14 protein-coding genes are annotated in these 14,656 nt (G+C 69.8%); 11 read left to right on the forward strand and 3 right to left on the reverse strand.

Features of this window, described 5'->3' with window-relative positions; all coding sequences use genetic code 11:
- The first annotated feature begins 10 nt into the window (after positions 1 to 10).
- From ACGFNU_RS05135 to ACGFNU_RS05145, 3 genes are all read left to right on the forward strand, one after another.
- Complete coding sequence (locus ACGFNU_RS05135; protein WP_392590302.1) at positions 11 to 2,311, forward strand: ribonucleoside-diphosphate reductase subunit alpha; 2,301 nt, start codon at positions 11 to 13, stop codon at positions 2,309 to 2,311.
- 20 nt (positions 2,312 to 2,331) lie between these two features.
- Entirely contained in the window at positions 2,332 to 3,327 is a 996-nt protein-coding gene (locus ACGFNU_RS05140) for a ribonucleotide-diphosphate reductase subunit beta (protein WP_392590304.1), read from the forward strand.
- A 125-nt stretch (positions 3,328 to 3,452) separates the two neighbouring features.
- Positions 3,453 to 3,608: a hypothetical protein gene (locus ACGFNU_RS05145; RefSeq protein ID WP_392590306.1), complete on the forward strand. Its 156-nt coding sequence runs from the start codon at positions 3,453 to 3,455 to the stop codon at positions 3,606 to 3,608.
- Positions 3,609 to 3,649: 41 nt separating this feature from the next.
- On the opposite strand, the gene ACGFNU_RS05150 is transcribed toward ACGFNU_RS05145, so the two are convergent.
- Positions 3,650 to 4,294, reverse strand: coding sequence for a hypothetical protein (locus tag ACGFNU_RS05150; RefSeq protein ID WP_392590308.1), 645 nt, complete (start codon positions 4,292 to 4,294; stop codon positions 3,650 to 3,652).
- A 153-nt stretch (positions 4,295 to 4,447) separates the two neighbouring features.
- Here ACGFNU_RS05150 and ACGFNU_RS05155 point away from each other — a divergent pair, with 153 nt between their 5' ends.
- Both ACGFNU_RS05155 and ACGFNU_RS05160 read left to right on the forward strand, forming a co-directional pair.
- Complete coding sequence (locus tag ACGFNU_RS05155) at positions 4,448 to 4,867, forward strand: acyl-CoA thioesterase (protein WP_392590310.1); 420 nt, start codon at positions 4,448 to 4,450, stop codon at positions 4,865 to 4,867.
- Positions 4,864 to 6,003 (forward strand): zinc-dependent alcohol dehydrogenase family protein, encoded by a 1,140-nt coding sequence (locus tag ACGFNU_RS05160; protein WP_392590311.1) that lies wholly within the window; start codon positions 4,864 to 4,866, stop codon positions 6,001 to 6,003. The genes ACGFNU_RS05155 and ACGFNU_RS05160 overlap by 4 nt, the downstream gene beginning before the upstream one ends.
- Before the next feature lie 2 nt (positions 6,004 to 6,005).
- Here ACGFNU_RS05160 and ACGFNU_RS05165 read toward each other — a convergent pair whose 3' ends face one another.
- Entirely contained in the window at positions 6,006 to 6,734 is a 729-nt protein-coding gene (locus ACGFNU_RS05165; protein ID WP_392590313.1) for a PaaX family transcriptional regulator C-terminal domain-containing protein, read from the reverse strand.
- Between the two features lie 67 nt (positions 6,735 to 6,801).
- Here ACGFNU_RS05165 and ACGFNU_RS05170 point away from each other — a divergent pair, with 67 nt between their 5' ends.
- The 6 genes from ACGFNU_RS05170 (at position 6,802) to ACGFNU_RS05195 (ending at position 13,733) form a co-directional block, all read left to right on the forward strand.
- Positions 6,802 to 8,529, forward strand: a complete 1,728-nt coding sequence (locus tag ACGFNU_RS05170; RefSeq protein WP_392590314.1) for an acyl-CoA dehydrogenase family protein — start codon at positions 6,802 to 6,804, stop codon at positions 8,527 to 8,529.
- Positions 8,526 to 9,290, forward strand: a complete 765-nt coding sequence (locus ACGFNU_RS05175) for a crotonase/enoyl-CoA hydratase family protein (RefSeq protein WP_392590316.1) — start codon at positions 8,526 to 8,528, stop codon at positions 9,288 to 9,290. Before ACGFNU_RS05170 ends, ACGFNU_RS05175 begins: the two co-directional genes overlap by 4 nt.
- A 112-nt stretch (positions 9,291 to 9,402) precedes the next feature.
- A complete protein-coding gene (locus tag ACGFNU_RS05180) occupies positions 9,403 to 10,608 on the forward strand; it encodes an Ig-like domain-containing protein (protein ID WP_392590317.1) in 1,206 nt (401 codons plus the stop codon).
- Between the two features lie 80 nt (positions 10,609 to 10,688).
- Positions 10,689 to 11,999, forward strand: coding sequence for a cytochrome P450 (locus ACGFNU_RS05185; protein WP_392590318.1), 1,311 nt, complete (start codon positions 10,689 to 10,691; stop codon positions 11,997 to 11,999).
- A 5-nt stretch (positions 12,000 to 12,004) separates the two neighbouring features.
- A complete protein-coding gene (locus ACGFNU_RS05190; protein WP_392590320.1) occupies positions 12,005 to 13,105 on the forward strand; it encodes an NAD(P)-dependent alcohol dehydrogenase in 1,101 nt (366 codons plus the stop codon).
- Positions 13,098 to 13,733: a TetR/AcrR family transcriptional regulator gene (locus ACGFNU_RS05195; protein WP_392590321.1), complete on the forward strand. Its 636-nt coding sequence runs from the start codon at positions 13,098 to 13,100 to the stop codon at positions 13,731 to 13,733. Before ACGFNU_RS05190 ends, ACGFNU_RS05195 begins: the two co-directional genes overlap by 8 nt.
- On the opposite strand, the gene ACGFNU_RS05200 is transcribed toward ACGFNU_RS05195, so the two are convergent.
- Positions 13,734 to 14,642: an NAD(P)-dependent oxidoreductase gene (locus ACGFNU_RS05200; RefSeq protein ID WP_392590323.1), complete on the reverse strand. Its 909-nt coding sequence runs from the start codon at positions 14,640 to 14,642 to the stop codon at positions 13,734 to 13,736. It lies immediately after the preceding gene.
- Positions 14,643 to 14,656: the final 14 nt, after the last annotated feature.

The following is a 14,656-nucleotide window of genomic DNA, read 5'->3' on the forward strand; positions in this document are numbered from 1 at the left end:
AAGAGAGCACGTGACACAGGAACTGATCGCGCCACGACCGATCGCACGGCCGGCTGCCGATCCCGGCATCGACGCCGAGGTGACGCGCGCGTGCGCGGGCCTGCCCGACACCGATCCGCAGCGCGTTCTGATCGCCATCCGGGCCGGCGCCGGTCTCGGCACGGCGGGGTTGCGCGAGCTGGCGATCGGAGAGGCGGCCGCGCTGGTGGCCGTCGAGCCCGCGTACTCCAAGGTGGCGGCCCGGCTGCTGAGCACGCTGATCGCCGACGAGGCCGCCGGCGAGGGCGTGCGCTCCTTCGCCGAATCCGTGGCCGCCTCCCGTTCCGAAGGTCTCCTGAACAAGGCGACCGCCGAGTTCGTCGCCGCGCACGCCGAGGCGCTGAACGCCCTGATCGACGAGACCGCTGACGACCGCTTCGAATACTTCGGATTGCGCACGCTCTACGACCGGTATCTCTTGCGGCACCCGCGTTCGCGGCGCGTGCTGGAGCGCCCGCAACACTTCCTGCTGCGGGTGGCCTGCGGATTGTCCGACACGGTGGCGGAGGCAGCGGAGCTCTACGGGCTGCTCAGCACCTTGTCGTACCTGCCGAGTTCGCCGACGCTCTTCAACTCGGGCGCGCGACGTTCCCAGCTGTCGTCCTGCTTCCTCCTCGACTCGCCCCGCGACGAGCTGGAGTCGATCTACGAGCGGTACGCGCAGGTGGCGCGGCTGAGCAAGTACGCGGGCGGCATCGGCGTCTCGTGGACGAAGGTGCGGTCGCGCGGCTCGCTGATCCGCGGCACCAACGGCCACTCGAACGGCATCGTGCCATGGCTGCGCACGCTCGACTCGTCGGTCGCCGCGGTCAACCAGGGCGGGCGGCGCAAGGGCGCGGCGTGCGTCTACCTGGAGCCGTGGCACGCCGACGTCGAGGAGTTCCTGGAGCTTCGCGACAACACCGGCGAGGAGGCCCGCCGCACCCACAACCTCAACCTCGCCAACTGGGTGCCCGACGAGTTCATGCGCCGGGTCGAGGCGGACGCGGACTGGTCGCTGTTCGACCCCAAGGAGGTGCCCGAGCTCGCCGACCTGTGGGGCGCGGAGTTCGACACCGCCTACCGGGCCGCCGAGGCCGCGGGGCGGTTCGTCCGGCAGGTCCCGGCGCGTCGCCTGTACGGCCGCATGATGCGGACGCTCGCCGAGACCGGGAACGGCTGGATGACGTTCAAGGACGCCGCCAACCGTGCCTGCAACCAGACCGCCGAGCCCGGCAACGTGGTCCACCTGTCCAACCTCTGCACCGAGATCCTCGAAGTCACCAGCGACGGCGAGACCGCGGTCTGCAACCTCGGCTCGATCAACCTTGCCGCACACGCCGATCCCAGTGGCGTGGACTGGGAGCGGCTCCGCGCGACCGTCCGCACCGCCGTGCGCTTCCTCGACCGGACGATCGACCGCGGCTTCTACCCGACGGACGAGGCGGCGGCGGCCAACCGCAAGTGGCGTCCGGTCGGGCTCGGCGTGATGGGCCTCGCCGACGTCTTCTTCAAGCTGCGGCTGCCGTTCGACTCGGCCGAGGCGCGCGAGTTGTCCACCGCGATCGCCGAGGAGATCGCCCTCGCCGCGTACGGCGCGTCCGCCGACCTGGCCGCCGAACACGGGCCGCTCCCCGCGTACGACCACACCCGCACGGCCCGTGGAGAGCTGCACATCGACCACTTCGCCGACGCCGCACCACGCCGTTCCGCCGAATGGGAGAAGCTGCGGGCCCGGATCGCCGAGCACGGCCTCCGCAACTCGCTCCTGATCGCGATCGCCCCGACCGCCACGATCGCGTCCATCGCGGGCTGCTACGAGTGCGTCGAACCGCAGGTCTCCAACCTCTTCAAGCGCGAGACGCTGTCCGGCGAGTTCCTGCAGATCAACAACTACCTGGTCGCGGACCTCAAGTCCCTGGGCCTCTGGACGCCCGCCGTGCGCGACGTCCTCAAGCAGGCGAACGGGTCCGTCCAGGGGCTCGTCGACCTGCCCGAGGAGATGCGGACGCTCTACCGCACCGCATGGGAACTGCCGCAGAAGTCGCTGATCGACCTGGCCGCGGCCCGTACTCCCTACATCGACCAGAGCCAGTCGCTGAACCTTTTCATGGAGACGCCGACCATCGGGAAGCTCTCCTCGATGTACGCCTACGCGTGGCGTGCGGGCCTGAAGACGACCTACTACCTGCGTTCCCGCCCGGCCACCCGCATCGCGCAGACGACCATCACGCCATCGGCGGCGGTGGCCTGCTCCCTGGAAAACCCCGAAACCTGCGAGGCGTGCCAGTGAGCGCGCCAAAAGGACACAGCATGCTGCTCGATCCCGGCATGGACCTGACCCTGCGGCCCATGCGCTACCCCGACTTTTACGAGCGTTACCGCGCCGCGATCCGCAACACCTGGACGGTAGAAGAGGTCGACCTCGCCACCGACCTCGCCGACCTGGCCCGCCTGACCCCGACCGAGCTGCATCTCGTCAACCGGCTCGTCGCGTTCTTCGCGACCGGCGACTCGATCGTGGCCAACAACCTCGTCCTCAACCTCTACAAGCACGTCAACGCGCCCGAGGCACGTCTCTACCTGTCGCGGCAGCTCTTCGAGGAGGCCGTGCACGTCCAGTTCTATCTGACGCTGCTCGACACGTACCTGCCCGATCACGACGAGCGCGCCAAGGCGTTCGCCGCCATCGAGCACATCCCGTCGATCAGGGCCAAGGCTGAGTTCTGCTTCCGCTGGATCGGCTCGATCGACAAGCTGGACGAGCTGCGCACGGCCGACGACCGGCGCGCGTTCCTGCTCAACCTGATCTGCTTCGCGGCGTGCATCGAGGGGCTGTTCTTCTACGGCGCGTTCGCCTACGTCTACTGGCTGCGCTCCCGCGGCCTGCTCAACGGCCTCGCCTCGGGGACCAACTGGGTCTTCCGCGACGAATCAATGCACATGGAGTTCGCGTTCTCGGTCGTCGACACCGTACGGGCAGAGGAGCCCGAGCTCTTCGATACACGCCTGAACGAGCAGGTCACGCGAATGCTGGAGGAGGCCGTCGAGGCCGAGATGGCGTTCGCGCACGACCTCTGCGGCGAGGGTTTGCCCGGCATGGGCGCCGACGACATGCGCGCCTACCTGGAGTACGTGGCGGACCAGCGCTTGGCCCGGCTGGGCATCCCGGCACGCTACGGAACGGCCAACCCGTTCGCGTTCATGGAGCTCCAGGACGTGCAGGAACTGTCGAACTTCTTCGAGCGCCGGGTCTCCGCGTACCAGATCGGCGTGGAGGGAAGTGTGGCGTTCGACGAGGCCTTCTGAGGGTAGGCGACCCTGAGACGGCCACGTCACAGGGTCGCCTCGCAACTTCTGGGGCCTGGCCGTTCGTTGAACGGTACACGGGCGGCCGGACCCCGCCGGGCCGCCTGTACGGCTAGGAGGACCACATGGCTGGAATCATGACGAAGATCAAGGCCTGGACCCGAAGTCCGCAGGGCCAGAAGGCCCGCGCCAGGGCCGAGCGGATGGCCCGGGATCCCCGTACCCAGGCCAAGGCCCGCGGCCTGCTGGCCAAGTTCCGCGGCAAGCGCCGCCACTACTGATCGTCGCCACCACCCACTGATCGTCGCTCGGCGGTCTGGACTCAGCTCCAGACCGCCGTGACGCTTGTCTCGGCATGGATGCACCAGCCGCCACGCTTCACGAGGCGCTGCGCGTCCTTCTGCCGGGGCGACACCGCGGCCGTGGCGACCGCGTACCGTCCGCCGGATCCGACATCGCCCCATCGCGCACCGATCCGCTTGGGCACCGACGTCGCCGTCACGAACCGCATGCCCGCGGCCTTGAGTTGCGCCTCGGCCCTCTCGGCCGCGTCCTCGTCCTTGAGCCGCAGCACCTGCACGCTCACCTGCACTTTGCTCGGCGTGGTGAACGAGACCTCGATGCGTCCGTCGCACCCGAGCGTCGACAGCAGGGCCCGCGTCGCCGGGTCGACGGCTCCGGCCAGGCAGCCCGCGGCGCCCTCCAGCACCTTTTCGCCGGTCCTGTCATAGGTCTCGGTGGTCTTGTCGATCCGCATCGTGAAATGCCGATCGTCCTCGACGAACGTGCTCCATGTGAACGGAGCCGGCTTCCTCTCCAGCTTGTCGCCGATCTTGTCGGGCCGCTGAACGATCATGATCGCGGCCACGGCGATGCCGAGGAATAACGTCCCGCCGACGTAGATGACCGCGAGTCCCTTGAGGCGGAACAGGAGTCTCGTCTGGGCCGAGCGCGGCGGGGGGCGCATCTCATCTCTGGAAGGTGCCTGGGGCGGCTGGTCGAATCGGCCTGGCAGCGGGTACGGCGAGCGGTCTTGCGGTGAATTTCCCTTCATGGGGCGACATCGAAGCACAGGGGCGCCGCCCCTTGCGGTTACCCGGCGGTACGTAGACTTGCCGCCGTGAACAACGGCGAGTACTCGCACTGGCAGAGCGTTCCCACGCGGTGGAAGGACAATGACCTGTACGGGCACGTCAACAACGCCGTCCACTATTCGCTGATGGACACCGCGATCAACGAATGGATGATCAGGACCGCCGGGTTCGATCCGCTGCTCAGCGACCAGATCGCCCTGTGCGTGGAGTCGCACTGCGTCTACAAGGCCGAGGTCGCCTTTCCCGACACCATCGAGCTGGGGCTGCGGGTCGGCAAGCTCGGCCGGTCCAGCGTCCGCTGGGAGGCGGGGCTCTACCGCGGCTCCGACGAGGCGCTGATCGCTGAAGGGCACTTCGTGCACGTCTTCGTCGGCCGCGCCGACCGCCGCCCCGCCGAGATCGTCGACCCGATCCGCGCCGAGATGCAGAAGCTGGTGATCGCATGACTGGTGTTCAGGGGACGCGGACCCGTGCCGCCGTTCTGGTCGAGTCCGGCCGTGTCGCCCCGTACGCCGAGTCCCGGCCACTTGAGGTCACGTCCCTCCGGCTCGACCCGCCCGGCCCCGGCGAACTGCTGATCAGAGTGGGTGCCGCCGGGCTCTGTCACTCCGACCTCTCGGTGATCAACGGGTCGCGCCTGCGGCCGCTTCCGATGGCGCTGGGCCACGAGGCCGCGGGCGAGGTCGTCGAGGTGGGCGAGGGCACGGAGTTCGAGCCCGGTGACCATGTCGTGCTGGCGTTCGTCCCGGCGTGCGGGCACTGCGAACGCTGCGTGGGTGGGCGGCCCGCGCTCTGCGGCCCCGGCGCGCAGGCGAACGGGGCGGGCACGCTGCTTGGTGGGGGACGTCGTTTCGAGGCCGCCGACGGCACCCGTCCGCATCATCATCTCGGGGTCTCCGCGTTCTCCGAGTACACCGTCGTCTCCGCCCGTTCCGCCGTGAAGGTCGATCGGGATCTTCCGTTCGAGACCGCCGCGCTCTTCGGCTGTGCCGTCCTCACCGGAGCCGGCGCCGCGCTCTACAGCGCGCAGATCACCCCCGGCGACAGCGTCGCCGTCTTCGGCCTCGGCGGAGTCGGCCTTGCCGCGCTCATCGCCGCCAAGGCCGCCGGGGCCTCCACGCTCATCGCGATCGACGTCGTCCCGCACAAGCGCGACCTCGCCCTGCGGCTCGGCGCGACCCACGTCGTTGAGGGTGGCCCGAAGGCGGTCGAGCAGGTCCGCGAGATCACCGGCAGCGGAGCCGAGAAGGTCATCGACACCACCGGCGTCGTCCCCGTCCTGGAGCAGTCGTACGCGGCGACCCGCGCGGGCGGCACCACCGTCACCGTCGGCCTGCCCGCCCCCGGCCAGAACCTGACCCTTCCGGCCCTCAGCCTGGTGGCCGAGGAGAAGACCCTGCGCGGCAGCTACCTGGGCTCCTCGGTTCCGCGCCGCGACATCCCGCGCTTCATCGGCATGTACAAGTCCGGGGTGCTCCCGGTGGACGCATTGCTCTCCCACCGCCTGACCCTGGACGAGGTGAACGAAGGCTTCGACCGCCTCCACACGGCAGAAGCAGTCCGCCAGGTCATCACCTTCTGACGTCAGGGCGCGAGGACGTGGTCTGCCAGGAGGTTGCCGAAGTCGACTTCGAAGCGTTCGTAGTGGGCGCGCAGGTCGGGGCCGGGCCAGTCGCCGGGGAGGAGTTCCGGCGGGAGGAGCGGGTCGTTCAGGAGATGGCGGAGGACGGCGGCGGCCACCGTGAAGCGGTCGGCGAGGCTGTCGGCCTCGTCGATGGCGGTGGTGAGGGCGTGCGCCTTGGACGTCCAGCCGTCCAGATCCCAGAGGGTGGCGGTGAGGTCGTCCTCGGGGCGGCCGGTGAGGAACGTGCACTGCTGGGCGACGATGCCGGGCCGGGATCGGCTCAGGTTGGCGGGGCGCAGCCAGGTGCCCTCGCGCAGCTCGGCCAGGCGGAGGGCCGCCATGGCCTGGCGGAGGGCGGCGCGCTCGGCGGCGGGGCGGCGTTCGGCGGTGATGATCGCGATCTCCCAGGTGCCGTCCCAGGGGAGGGTGCGCGGGAAGCGGCTCTCGTCCTGGCGGGCCTGCCGGGCGAGAAGGCGCTCGGTCAGCTCGTATTCGCCGCCGGTCTGGACGAGGTCGCCGGCCGCCACCATGCGGGAGAGCGCGACCCGGATCGTTCCCTCGGCGATGCCGAACAGCTCGCCCACGCGGACCAGATAGCGGGCGCGGAGGCGGGGCGGGTGCGAGCCCAGCAGCGTGCTCAGGACCACGGAACGGGCGGTCAGCGGGCGCAGGCCGAGAGTGTTCGTCATGACTGATCGGGACTGTACCCGGATTACACTCTTCCGTCGCATACAGAAAAAGCGTAATGTCCGGGTCATGGCCTCGTATCTGATCGAACCGGTCGACCGGCTTCCGTTCGGCACACCCGAGAAGGCCCGGCGGTACGCGACGGAGCGCTACCAGGGGGCCGTCGGCCTCAACTGGTGGACGTCCGACCCGTCGTTGCAATTCTTGATGCGGCGATATCTCGGGGCCGAAGGGCTGGCCTGGGCCGAGCCCCGGCTGACGGCCCTCGGCGAACTGATGGGCGGACGGGTCGCCAGGTGGGCCGAGGAGACCGACCGCAATCCGCCGCGCCTGGAGAAGTACGACCGGTGGGGACGGGACATCAGCGAGGTCGTGATGCCCCCCTCGTTCGAGGCCGCACGACGCGAGCTGGTGGCGACGGGCTTCACGCGTCCGGACTTCGTCGCGGAGGCGAAAGCCGCGGGAGTCGACCCGGCGCCGATGGCGGTGGCGTGGAGCTACATGCTCGATCAGGCCGACATCGGAATGGCGTGCGCCCTCGGGACGGGCGGCGACATGGTCGTGGGGCTGACCGAGCTCTTCGCACCGGAGGACGTGAAGGCGCGGGTAAGGGAGCTGTTCTCAGCCGGGATGTTCTCCGGCGAGGCCGCTCAGATGCTGACGGAACGTTCGGGCGGCTCCGACTTGGGCGCGCTGGAGGCGACCGCCGCCCGCGACGGCGACGCCTGGCGGCTGAACGGCTTCAAGTGGTTCGCATCGAACGCCAACGGCTCCGCGTTCGTGGTGCTGGCCAAGACGGAAGGCGCCGAAGACGGCGTGCGAGGGATCTCTCCCTTCCTGATCCTCCGAGAAAGACGCGACGGCTCGCGCAACGGCATCAAGATCCGGCGGCTCAAGGACAAACTGGGCACACGCTCGGTGGCCTCAGGCGAGATCGAGTTCGCCGACGCCGAGGCGTTCCTGCTGGCGCCCGAGGCGAAGGGCGACGGCAAGGGGCTCTCCCGGATGATGGAGCTCACGAACGGCGCGCGACTGGGCATCTCGATGATGGGCCTCGGCTGTGCCCGCCGGTCGCTGGTCGAGGCACTCTGCTACGTCCGTGCCCGCGAGGCGTTCGGAGCGCCGCTGTACGACCAGCCGCTGATGCGCCGCAAGCTGGCCGAGCTGATCGTGGAGACCGAGGCCGTGCAGGCGATGGTGTTCGACGGTTATCTCAGCAAACCACGGCTGCGCATCGGAGCCCCCCTCATCAAGCTGCGGGCGGCGCGCCTGGGCGTGACGGCCGCGAGCGACGCCATCGAGATCCACGGCGGCAACGGCTACATCGAACAGTGGCCGGTCGCGCGGATCCTGCGCGACGCCCAGGTGAACCCCATCTGGGAGGGCGGGGACAACATCCTCTGCCTGGACGTCCGCCGCGCCATGCTCCGCGAGCAGGCCCACGAGCCGTTCTTCGAACGCCTGGAGCAAGCCGTCGCCAACGCCGACGACACCCTGGTGAACGAACGAATCGCAAACCTCCGCCAAGCAGTAAAACGCTGGCAGAGCCTAGACACCACCACCGCAGAAGCGCGCCTCTTCCCCTTGGCCCAATACATGGCGGACGTCTACGCGGCCGCCCTGCTCCTGGAACAGGCGGACAACGACCGCAAGGCACTGGTAGCCCACCTATACGCCCGAAACCACCTAGCCGCCCCGAACCCCCTACGTGACATCGACGCCCCCGCCGAAGAGCTCGACCGATTCGAGGAACTCGTGGCAGGGGCGTTCATCGACGACCGGAAGGAACCCGCGTGATCCGCACGGAACGCCAAGGCCCCGTCACCACCGTCATCCTGTCGCGGCCCGAGGTCCGCAACGCGGTCGACGGGCCCACAGCGGCCGAACTGGCCGCCGCGTTCCGCGCGTTCGACGCCGACGACGCCGCCTCCGTGGCAGTCCTTTGGGGCGAGGGCGGCACGTTCTGCGCCGGAGCCGACCTCAAAGCCATCGGCTCCACCCGAAGCAACCGCGTGGACCCCCTCCCCGCCGACGGCCCGATGGGCCCGACCCGCATGAAGCTGTCCAAGCCGGTCATCGCCGCCGTATCCGGCCACGCCGTCGCGGGCGGCCTGGAGCTGGCCCTCTGGTGCGACCTCCGCGTGGTCGAAGAGGACGCGACGTTCGGCGTGTTCTGCCGCCGCTGGGGCGTCCCGCTGATCGACGGCGGAACCCTAAGGCTTCCCCGCCTGATCGGCGAAAGCCGGGCCATGGACCTGATCCTCACCGGCCGCCCCGTCCCCGCCCAAGAGGCGTACGACATCGGCCTGGCCAACCGCCTCGTCCCGCCCGGCACGGCCCGTCAGGCAGCCGAAGAGCTGGCCGCCGACATAGCCCGCTTCCCCCAGACCTGCATGCGCGGAGACCGCCTCTCAGCCCTGGAACAAGCAGGCCTCTCCGAAGAAGAAGCCCTCGCCAACGAGCTGACCCACGGCACCAACGCCCTCCACGAAGCCATCACCGGTGCCGCCCGCTTCGCCTCCGGCGCAGGCCGCCACGGCACCTTCACCAACATCTGAAAGTCTCATCCCTGGTCGGAGCCGTCACCCTGGTCACTCTTCGGAGTGAAACAAATATGGGCGAGCGGGCAATACATAGTGCCCCCTTTGCTCATCACCCCCAGGAGACGCATTGAGACTCAGGTCGGCCGCGGTCGCGGCCCTGCTCACGCTGGCCACCGCGGCGGGTTGCGGTGGCGGAGGCTCCAAGCCCGGCGGCGGCACCGTTTCCGGGAAGGACGGGGCGCCTTCGCTCACCGTCACCCCGGGTGACGGGACGTCGCGGGTGCGTCCCGACAGCCGGGTCGCCGTGACGGCGGGTGGTGGCACGCTGGCCGAGGTCACGGTCCGGACCGGCGGCGGGCTGGTCGTCGCGGGCGGCTTCACGGCCGATAGGACGGGCTGGCGGGCGAGCCGTGGGCTGAAGCCGGACGCGGCGTACGAGGTGACCGCCAAGGCCACCGGGAAGGGTGGCAAGACCACTACGGTGACCAGTCGTTTTCGCACCCTGAAGCCTGCGAAGACCTTCGGCATCGCTGACATCACGCCGATGAGCGATCGCTCTGAGCGGATCGGTGTGGGCGCTCCGATCATCGTCACGTTCAACCGGCCGGTGACCAATCGTGCCGTTGTCGAGCGGGCGCTGGAGGTCAAGGCGCAGAAGCCCGTGGAGGGCGCGTGGCGGTGGGTGAGCTCCACGCGGGTCATCTATCGGACGAAGCGGTATTGGCCTGCGCATCAGAAGGTGCGGCTTACTGCGCGGCTCACCGGTGTCGCCGCGGCCAAGGGCGTGTACGGCGCGGCGGACGTCTCGCGGCGGTTCGCGGTGGGAGCGGCGCAGATCAGCTCGGTCAACGCGCGGACGCATCGGATGACTGTGCGCAGGGACGGGCGAGTGATCCGCACGCTTCCGGTCAGCCTGGGGGCTGGTGGCAAGACCGTCAATGGCGAGGACATCTTCCTCACCGCTAGTGGCGTGCACCTGGTCATGGACAAGAAGCGGGTGGAGCGCATGACGTCGGAGGGGTCGGGGATCGACCCCAAGGACAAGAACAACGGCTGGGACGTGATGGTCAACTGGGCGGTGCGGATCAGCGCCTCTGGCGAGTACGTCCATCAGAGCAACGGGCAGTTCCAGTTTCTGGGAGTCTCCAACCAGAGCCACGGGTGTGTGCGGACGACGCCGGACGGGTCGCAGTGGTTCTTCGGGATCGCGCAGCGAGGTGATGTCGTGGACGTCAAGGGCACCGCGCGCCGGCTGCCGTGGACGAACGGCTGGAGCTACTGGCAGCTGAGCTGGAACCAGTGGCGGTCCGGCAGCGCGCTCCACCATGCTTGATGATCACCGAAGAGCTTGACCGGTAAGAGTTTGCTTACTAGCGTCCTTTCAGACGGAATCCGTCCGGAAAAGGGGACGCCATGAGCCTGACCGTGGACGAGGCGGGCCGCGCGCTCGCCGACCCGCGCTCGTACACCGACGAAGGGCGTTTCCACGACGCCATGGCGTTGCTGCGGCGGAAGTCGCCGGTGCATTGGGTGGCCGACCCGCCGGGCTACAACCCGTTCTGGGCGGTCACCAAGCACGCCGACATCATGGAGATCGAGCGCAACCACGCGATCTTCCTGAACGCGCCGCGCCCGATCCTCGGCACCGCCGAGTACGACGCGATGAACCGGGAGCGCGCCGAGCAGGGCATCGCGCTGCGCACGCTCGTCCACATGGACGACCCGGACCACCGCGTGATCCGGGCCATCGGCGCCGACTGGTTCCGGCCGAAGGCGATGCGCGCCCTGGAGACCAGGGTCAAGGAGCTCGCCAGGCGGTATGTCGACCGCATGTGTGAGCGCGGCGTAGCCGCGGCGGGGGGCGTGGGGGGTCGACCCCCCTCGGGCAGTATCGAGTACGGCGAGGAGTGCGACTTCGTCCAGCAGGTCGCCGTGCACTACCCGCTGTACGTGATCCTTTCGCTGCTCGGGCTGCCCGAGTCGGACTTCGACCGGATGCTCAAGCTCACCCAGGAGCTGTTCGGCGGCGACGACTCCGACATGCGGCGCGGCACCACCCCGGAGGAGCAGCTCGCCGTTCTTCTGGACTTCTTCGCCTACTTCCAGGAGCTCACCGCCGCCCGCCGCGCCGAGCCCACCGACGACCTGGCCTCGGCGATCGCGAACGCACGCGTCGACGGCGAGCCGCTGAACGACTTCGACACCGCCTCGTACTACGTCATCATCGCCACCGCCGGGCACGACACCACGAGCTCCACGATCTCCGGCGGCCTGCACGCGCTGATGGAGCACCCGGACCAGCTCGACCGGCTGCGCGCCGACCCCGCGCTGATGCCGTACGCGGTGGACGAGATGATCCGGTGGGTCACGCCGGTCAAGGAGTTCATGCGCACCGCGACCGAGGACTACCAGCTGCGCGGCGTGACGATCCGCAAGGGCGAGTCGCTGCTGCTGTCGTACCCGTCGGCCAACCGCGACGAAGAGGTCTTCGACGATCCGTTCCGCTTCGACGTCGGCCGCGACCCGAACAAGCACCTGGCGTTCGGCTTCGGCGTCCACTACTGCCTGGGCGCCGCACTGGCCCGGATGGAGGTCCGCGCCTTCTTCGAGGAACTGCTGCCAAGGCTCGACTCCATCGAGCTGGCGGGGGAGCCTGAGAGCGTGGCCACCACGTTCGTCGGCGGCCTCAAGCGCCTGCCCGTCCGCTACTCCCTGAAGGGCTGACCGAGATGCGCATCGACGCCGCCGTGCTGCGCGCCGCCGACGGCCCGTACGCCGTCGAGCCGATCGAACTCGCCGATCCGGGTCCCGGCGAGGTGCTCGTCCGGATCGTCGGCACCGGGATGTGCCACACCGACCTGATCGGCCGGGTGCCCGGCGACCTGGTCGGCAAGCCGGTCATCCTCGGCCACGAGGGCGCCGGGATCGTCGAGGCGGTCGGGCCGGGCGTGACGGAGGTGGCGGTGGGCGCGCACGTCGTGCTGTCCATCGACTCGTGCGGGGCCTGCACCAACTGCCGCGCCGCCCGTCCGGGCAACTGCGTCAAGATGGCCGAGCTCAACATGTTGTCGCTGCCGCTGGACGGAGTGCCGCGTGCGCATGACGCGGAGGGCGTGGCGGTCGGCAATCGCTGGTTCGGGCAGTCGTCCTACGCCTCCCACGCGCTCGCCACTGTGCGCAACACCGTGACCATCGATCCGGACGTGCCGCTGGAACGGCTCGGCCCGCTCGGCTGCGGCATGCAGACCGGCGCCGCGTCCGTACTGGTCTCGCTCGGCGTGGAGGCCGGCGACACCATCGCCATCTTCGGCGCGGGCGCGGTCGGTCTCGCGGGGGTGATGGCCGCCCACGTCGCGGGCGCCACCACGATCGTCGCGGTCGACCTGCACGAGTCCCGGCTCGATCTGGCGCGCGAACTCGGCGCCACGCACACGCTGAACGGCGCGGACGCCGATCTCTCCGGGCAGATCCGCGGGATCGCCGGCGGTGAGGGCGTCCAGTACGCCCTCGACACGACCGCCGTGCCGTCCATCGTCTCCGCCGCGGTCGCCTCCCTGCGCACGACCGGCGTCTGCGGCCTCGTCGGCGTCGGCAGCGAGGAGTACCGGTTCGACCCGTCGCTGCTGCTGATGGGCCGCACGGTCAAGGGGATCATCGAGGGTGACGCCGTCCCGCAGCTCTTCATCCCCAGGCTCGTGAAGCTCTGGCGCCAGGGACGGTTCCCGTTCGACCGGCTCATCACCACCTATCCGCTCGACCAGATCAACCAGGCGGAGGCCGACTCGATGTCCGGGAAGGTCGTCAAGCCGGTGCTGCTGCCCGGTGGCTGAGCCCGCGAGCCGTCCTGCCTCTGCGACCCGCAAAGGCCGCCCGCCGGACCCCGGCATCGACCGGCGGGCGTTGGGGGCGGCCCTGCAGGTGTACGGGGAGCTCGGCTGGGCGGGCTTCAGCTTCGACGCCGTCGCCCGCCGTTCCCGCGTCGGCAAGGCGGCGCTCTACCGCCGCTGGCCCGACAAGGAACGCCTCCTCGCCGCCGCGCTGGAGCTCCTGGCCGAGCCGCCGCCCGACTGGGCTGACCCCGCCGACCTGCGCGGCTGCCTGATCCTGATGGCCGAGCAGGTCGTGGACATGTTCGTCGGCCCCAAGGCGCTGGTGCTGCCGCGCGTCCTGATCGAGGCCTCGCTCTACCCGCCGCTCTTCGACGAGACGGTGCTCACCATCGCGCGGGCCCGCTTCGACGCGGCGCGCGAGCTCGTCCGGGCCGCCGTCGAACGCGGCGAGCTGCCCGCCGCGACCCCGCCCGATCTGGTCATCGACGCGATCATGGGACGGGTGCTCAGCGCGATCGTGCTCACCCCCGGCCGGGAACGCCCGCGCATCGCCGCCGAGCCCGCCCGGCACGCGGCCGCCGCCGTCGACTTCGTCCTGGCGTCCCTCGGAAAGCAGCCACAACGCTGATCAGCGCACCCGGTGGAGGAGCTCCTCCCCGGCGGCCAGCCGGCGGACGTTTTCGGTCGCCACGGCGAAGTAGCGCTGCCATGTCTCGGTCGTCACCCAGGCCACGTGCGGCATGACGACCACGTTGTCCAGGGCCAGCAGCGGGTTCGCCGCCTTGACCGGCTCCTCCTCGAAGACGTCGAGCCCGGCGCCGCCGAGCTGCCCGGACGTCAGCGCCTCGACCAGCGCGGCCTCGTCGATCACCGCGCCGCGGGCGGTGTTGACGACGACGGCCCCGGACGGGAGCAGCGCGAGCCTGCGTTCGTCCAGGAGGTGGTGGGTCTCATCGGTCAGCGGGATGTGAACCGAGACGATGTCGCTGGCCCGCAGCAGATCGTCCAGCTCCCGCCAGGCCGGGTCGTCGGGCCGCGGCGTTCGCGACGTGAAGAGGACCCGCGCGCCCATCGCCTCCAGCATGCCGCGCAGCAGCCCGGCGATCTCGCCGCCGCCGAGCAGCCCGACCGTACGGCCCGCGATCTCGCCGCCGACCAGCCCGGGGTTGGCGGGCCAGCCGCGTCCTTCCCGGGTGAGCCGGTCGAACGTGACGACCCGCCGCAGCGCCGCGAGCATCAGCAGCAGCGAGGTCTCCGCGACGGCCCGCGCGTTCTGGCCGGGCATGTTGGCCACGGCGATCCCGCGTTCGGTGGCGGCGTCCAGGTCGATGGTGTTCACGCCGGTACCGAGCTTCTGGATGAGCCTCAGCTTCGGAGCCCTGTCCATATCGGCGGCGGTGAAAGGACGCAGCACGTGCCAGAGAACCTCGGTCTCCGGCAGCAGTTCGTACAGCCGCTCGTCGTCCTCTTCGGGGCAGCTCACCACGTCAAGGCCAGGCTCGCTGTGGTCCATGTCGTAGTGCAGCAGAATTCGCATACGCCCATCTTGCC

The organism is Spirillospora sp. NPDC048911, from assembly GCF_043198015.1.
Lineage (GTDB): Bacteria > Actinomycetota > Actinomycetes > Streptosporangiales > Streptosporangiaceae > Spirillospora.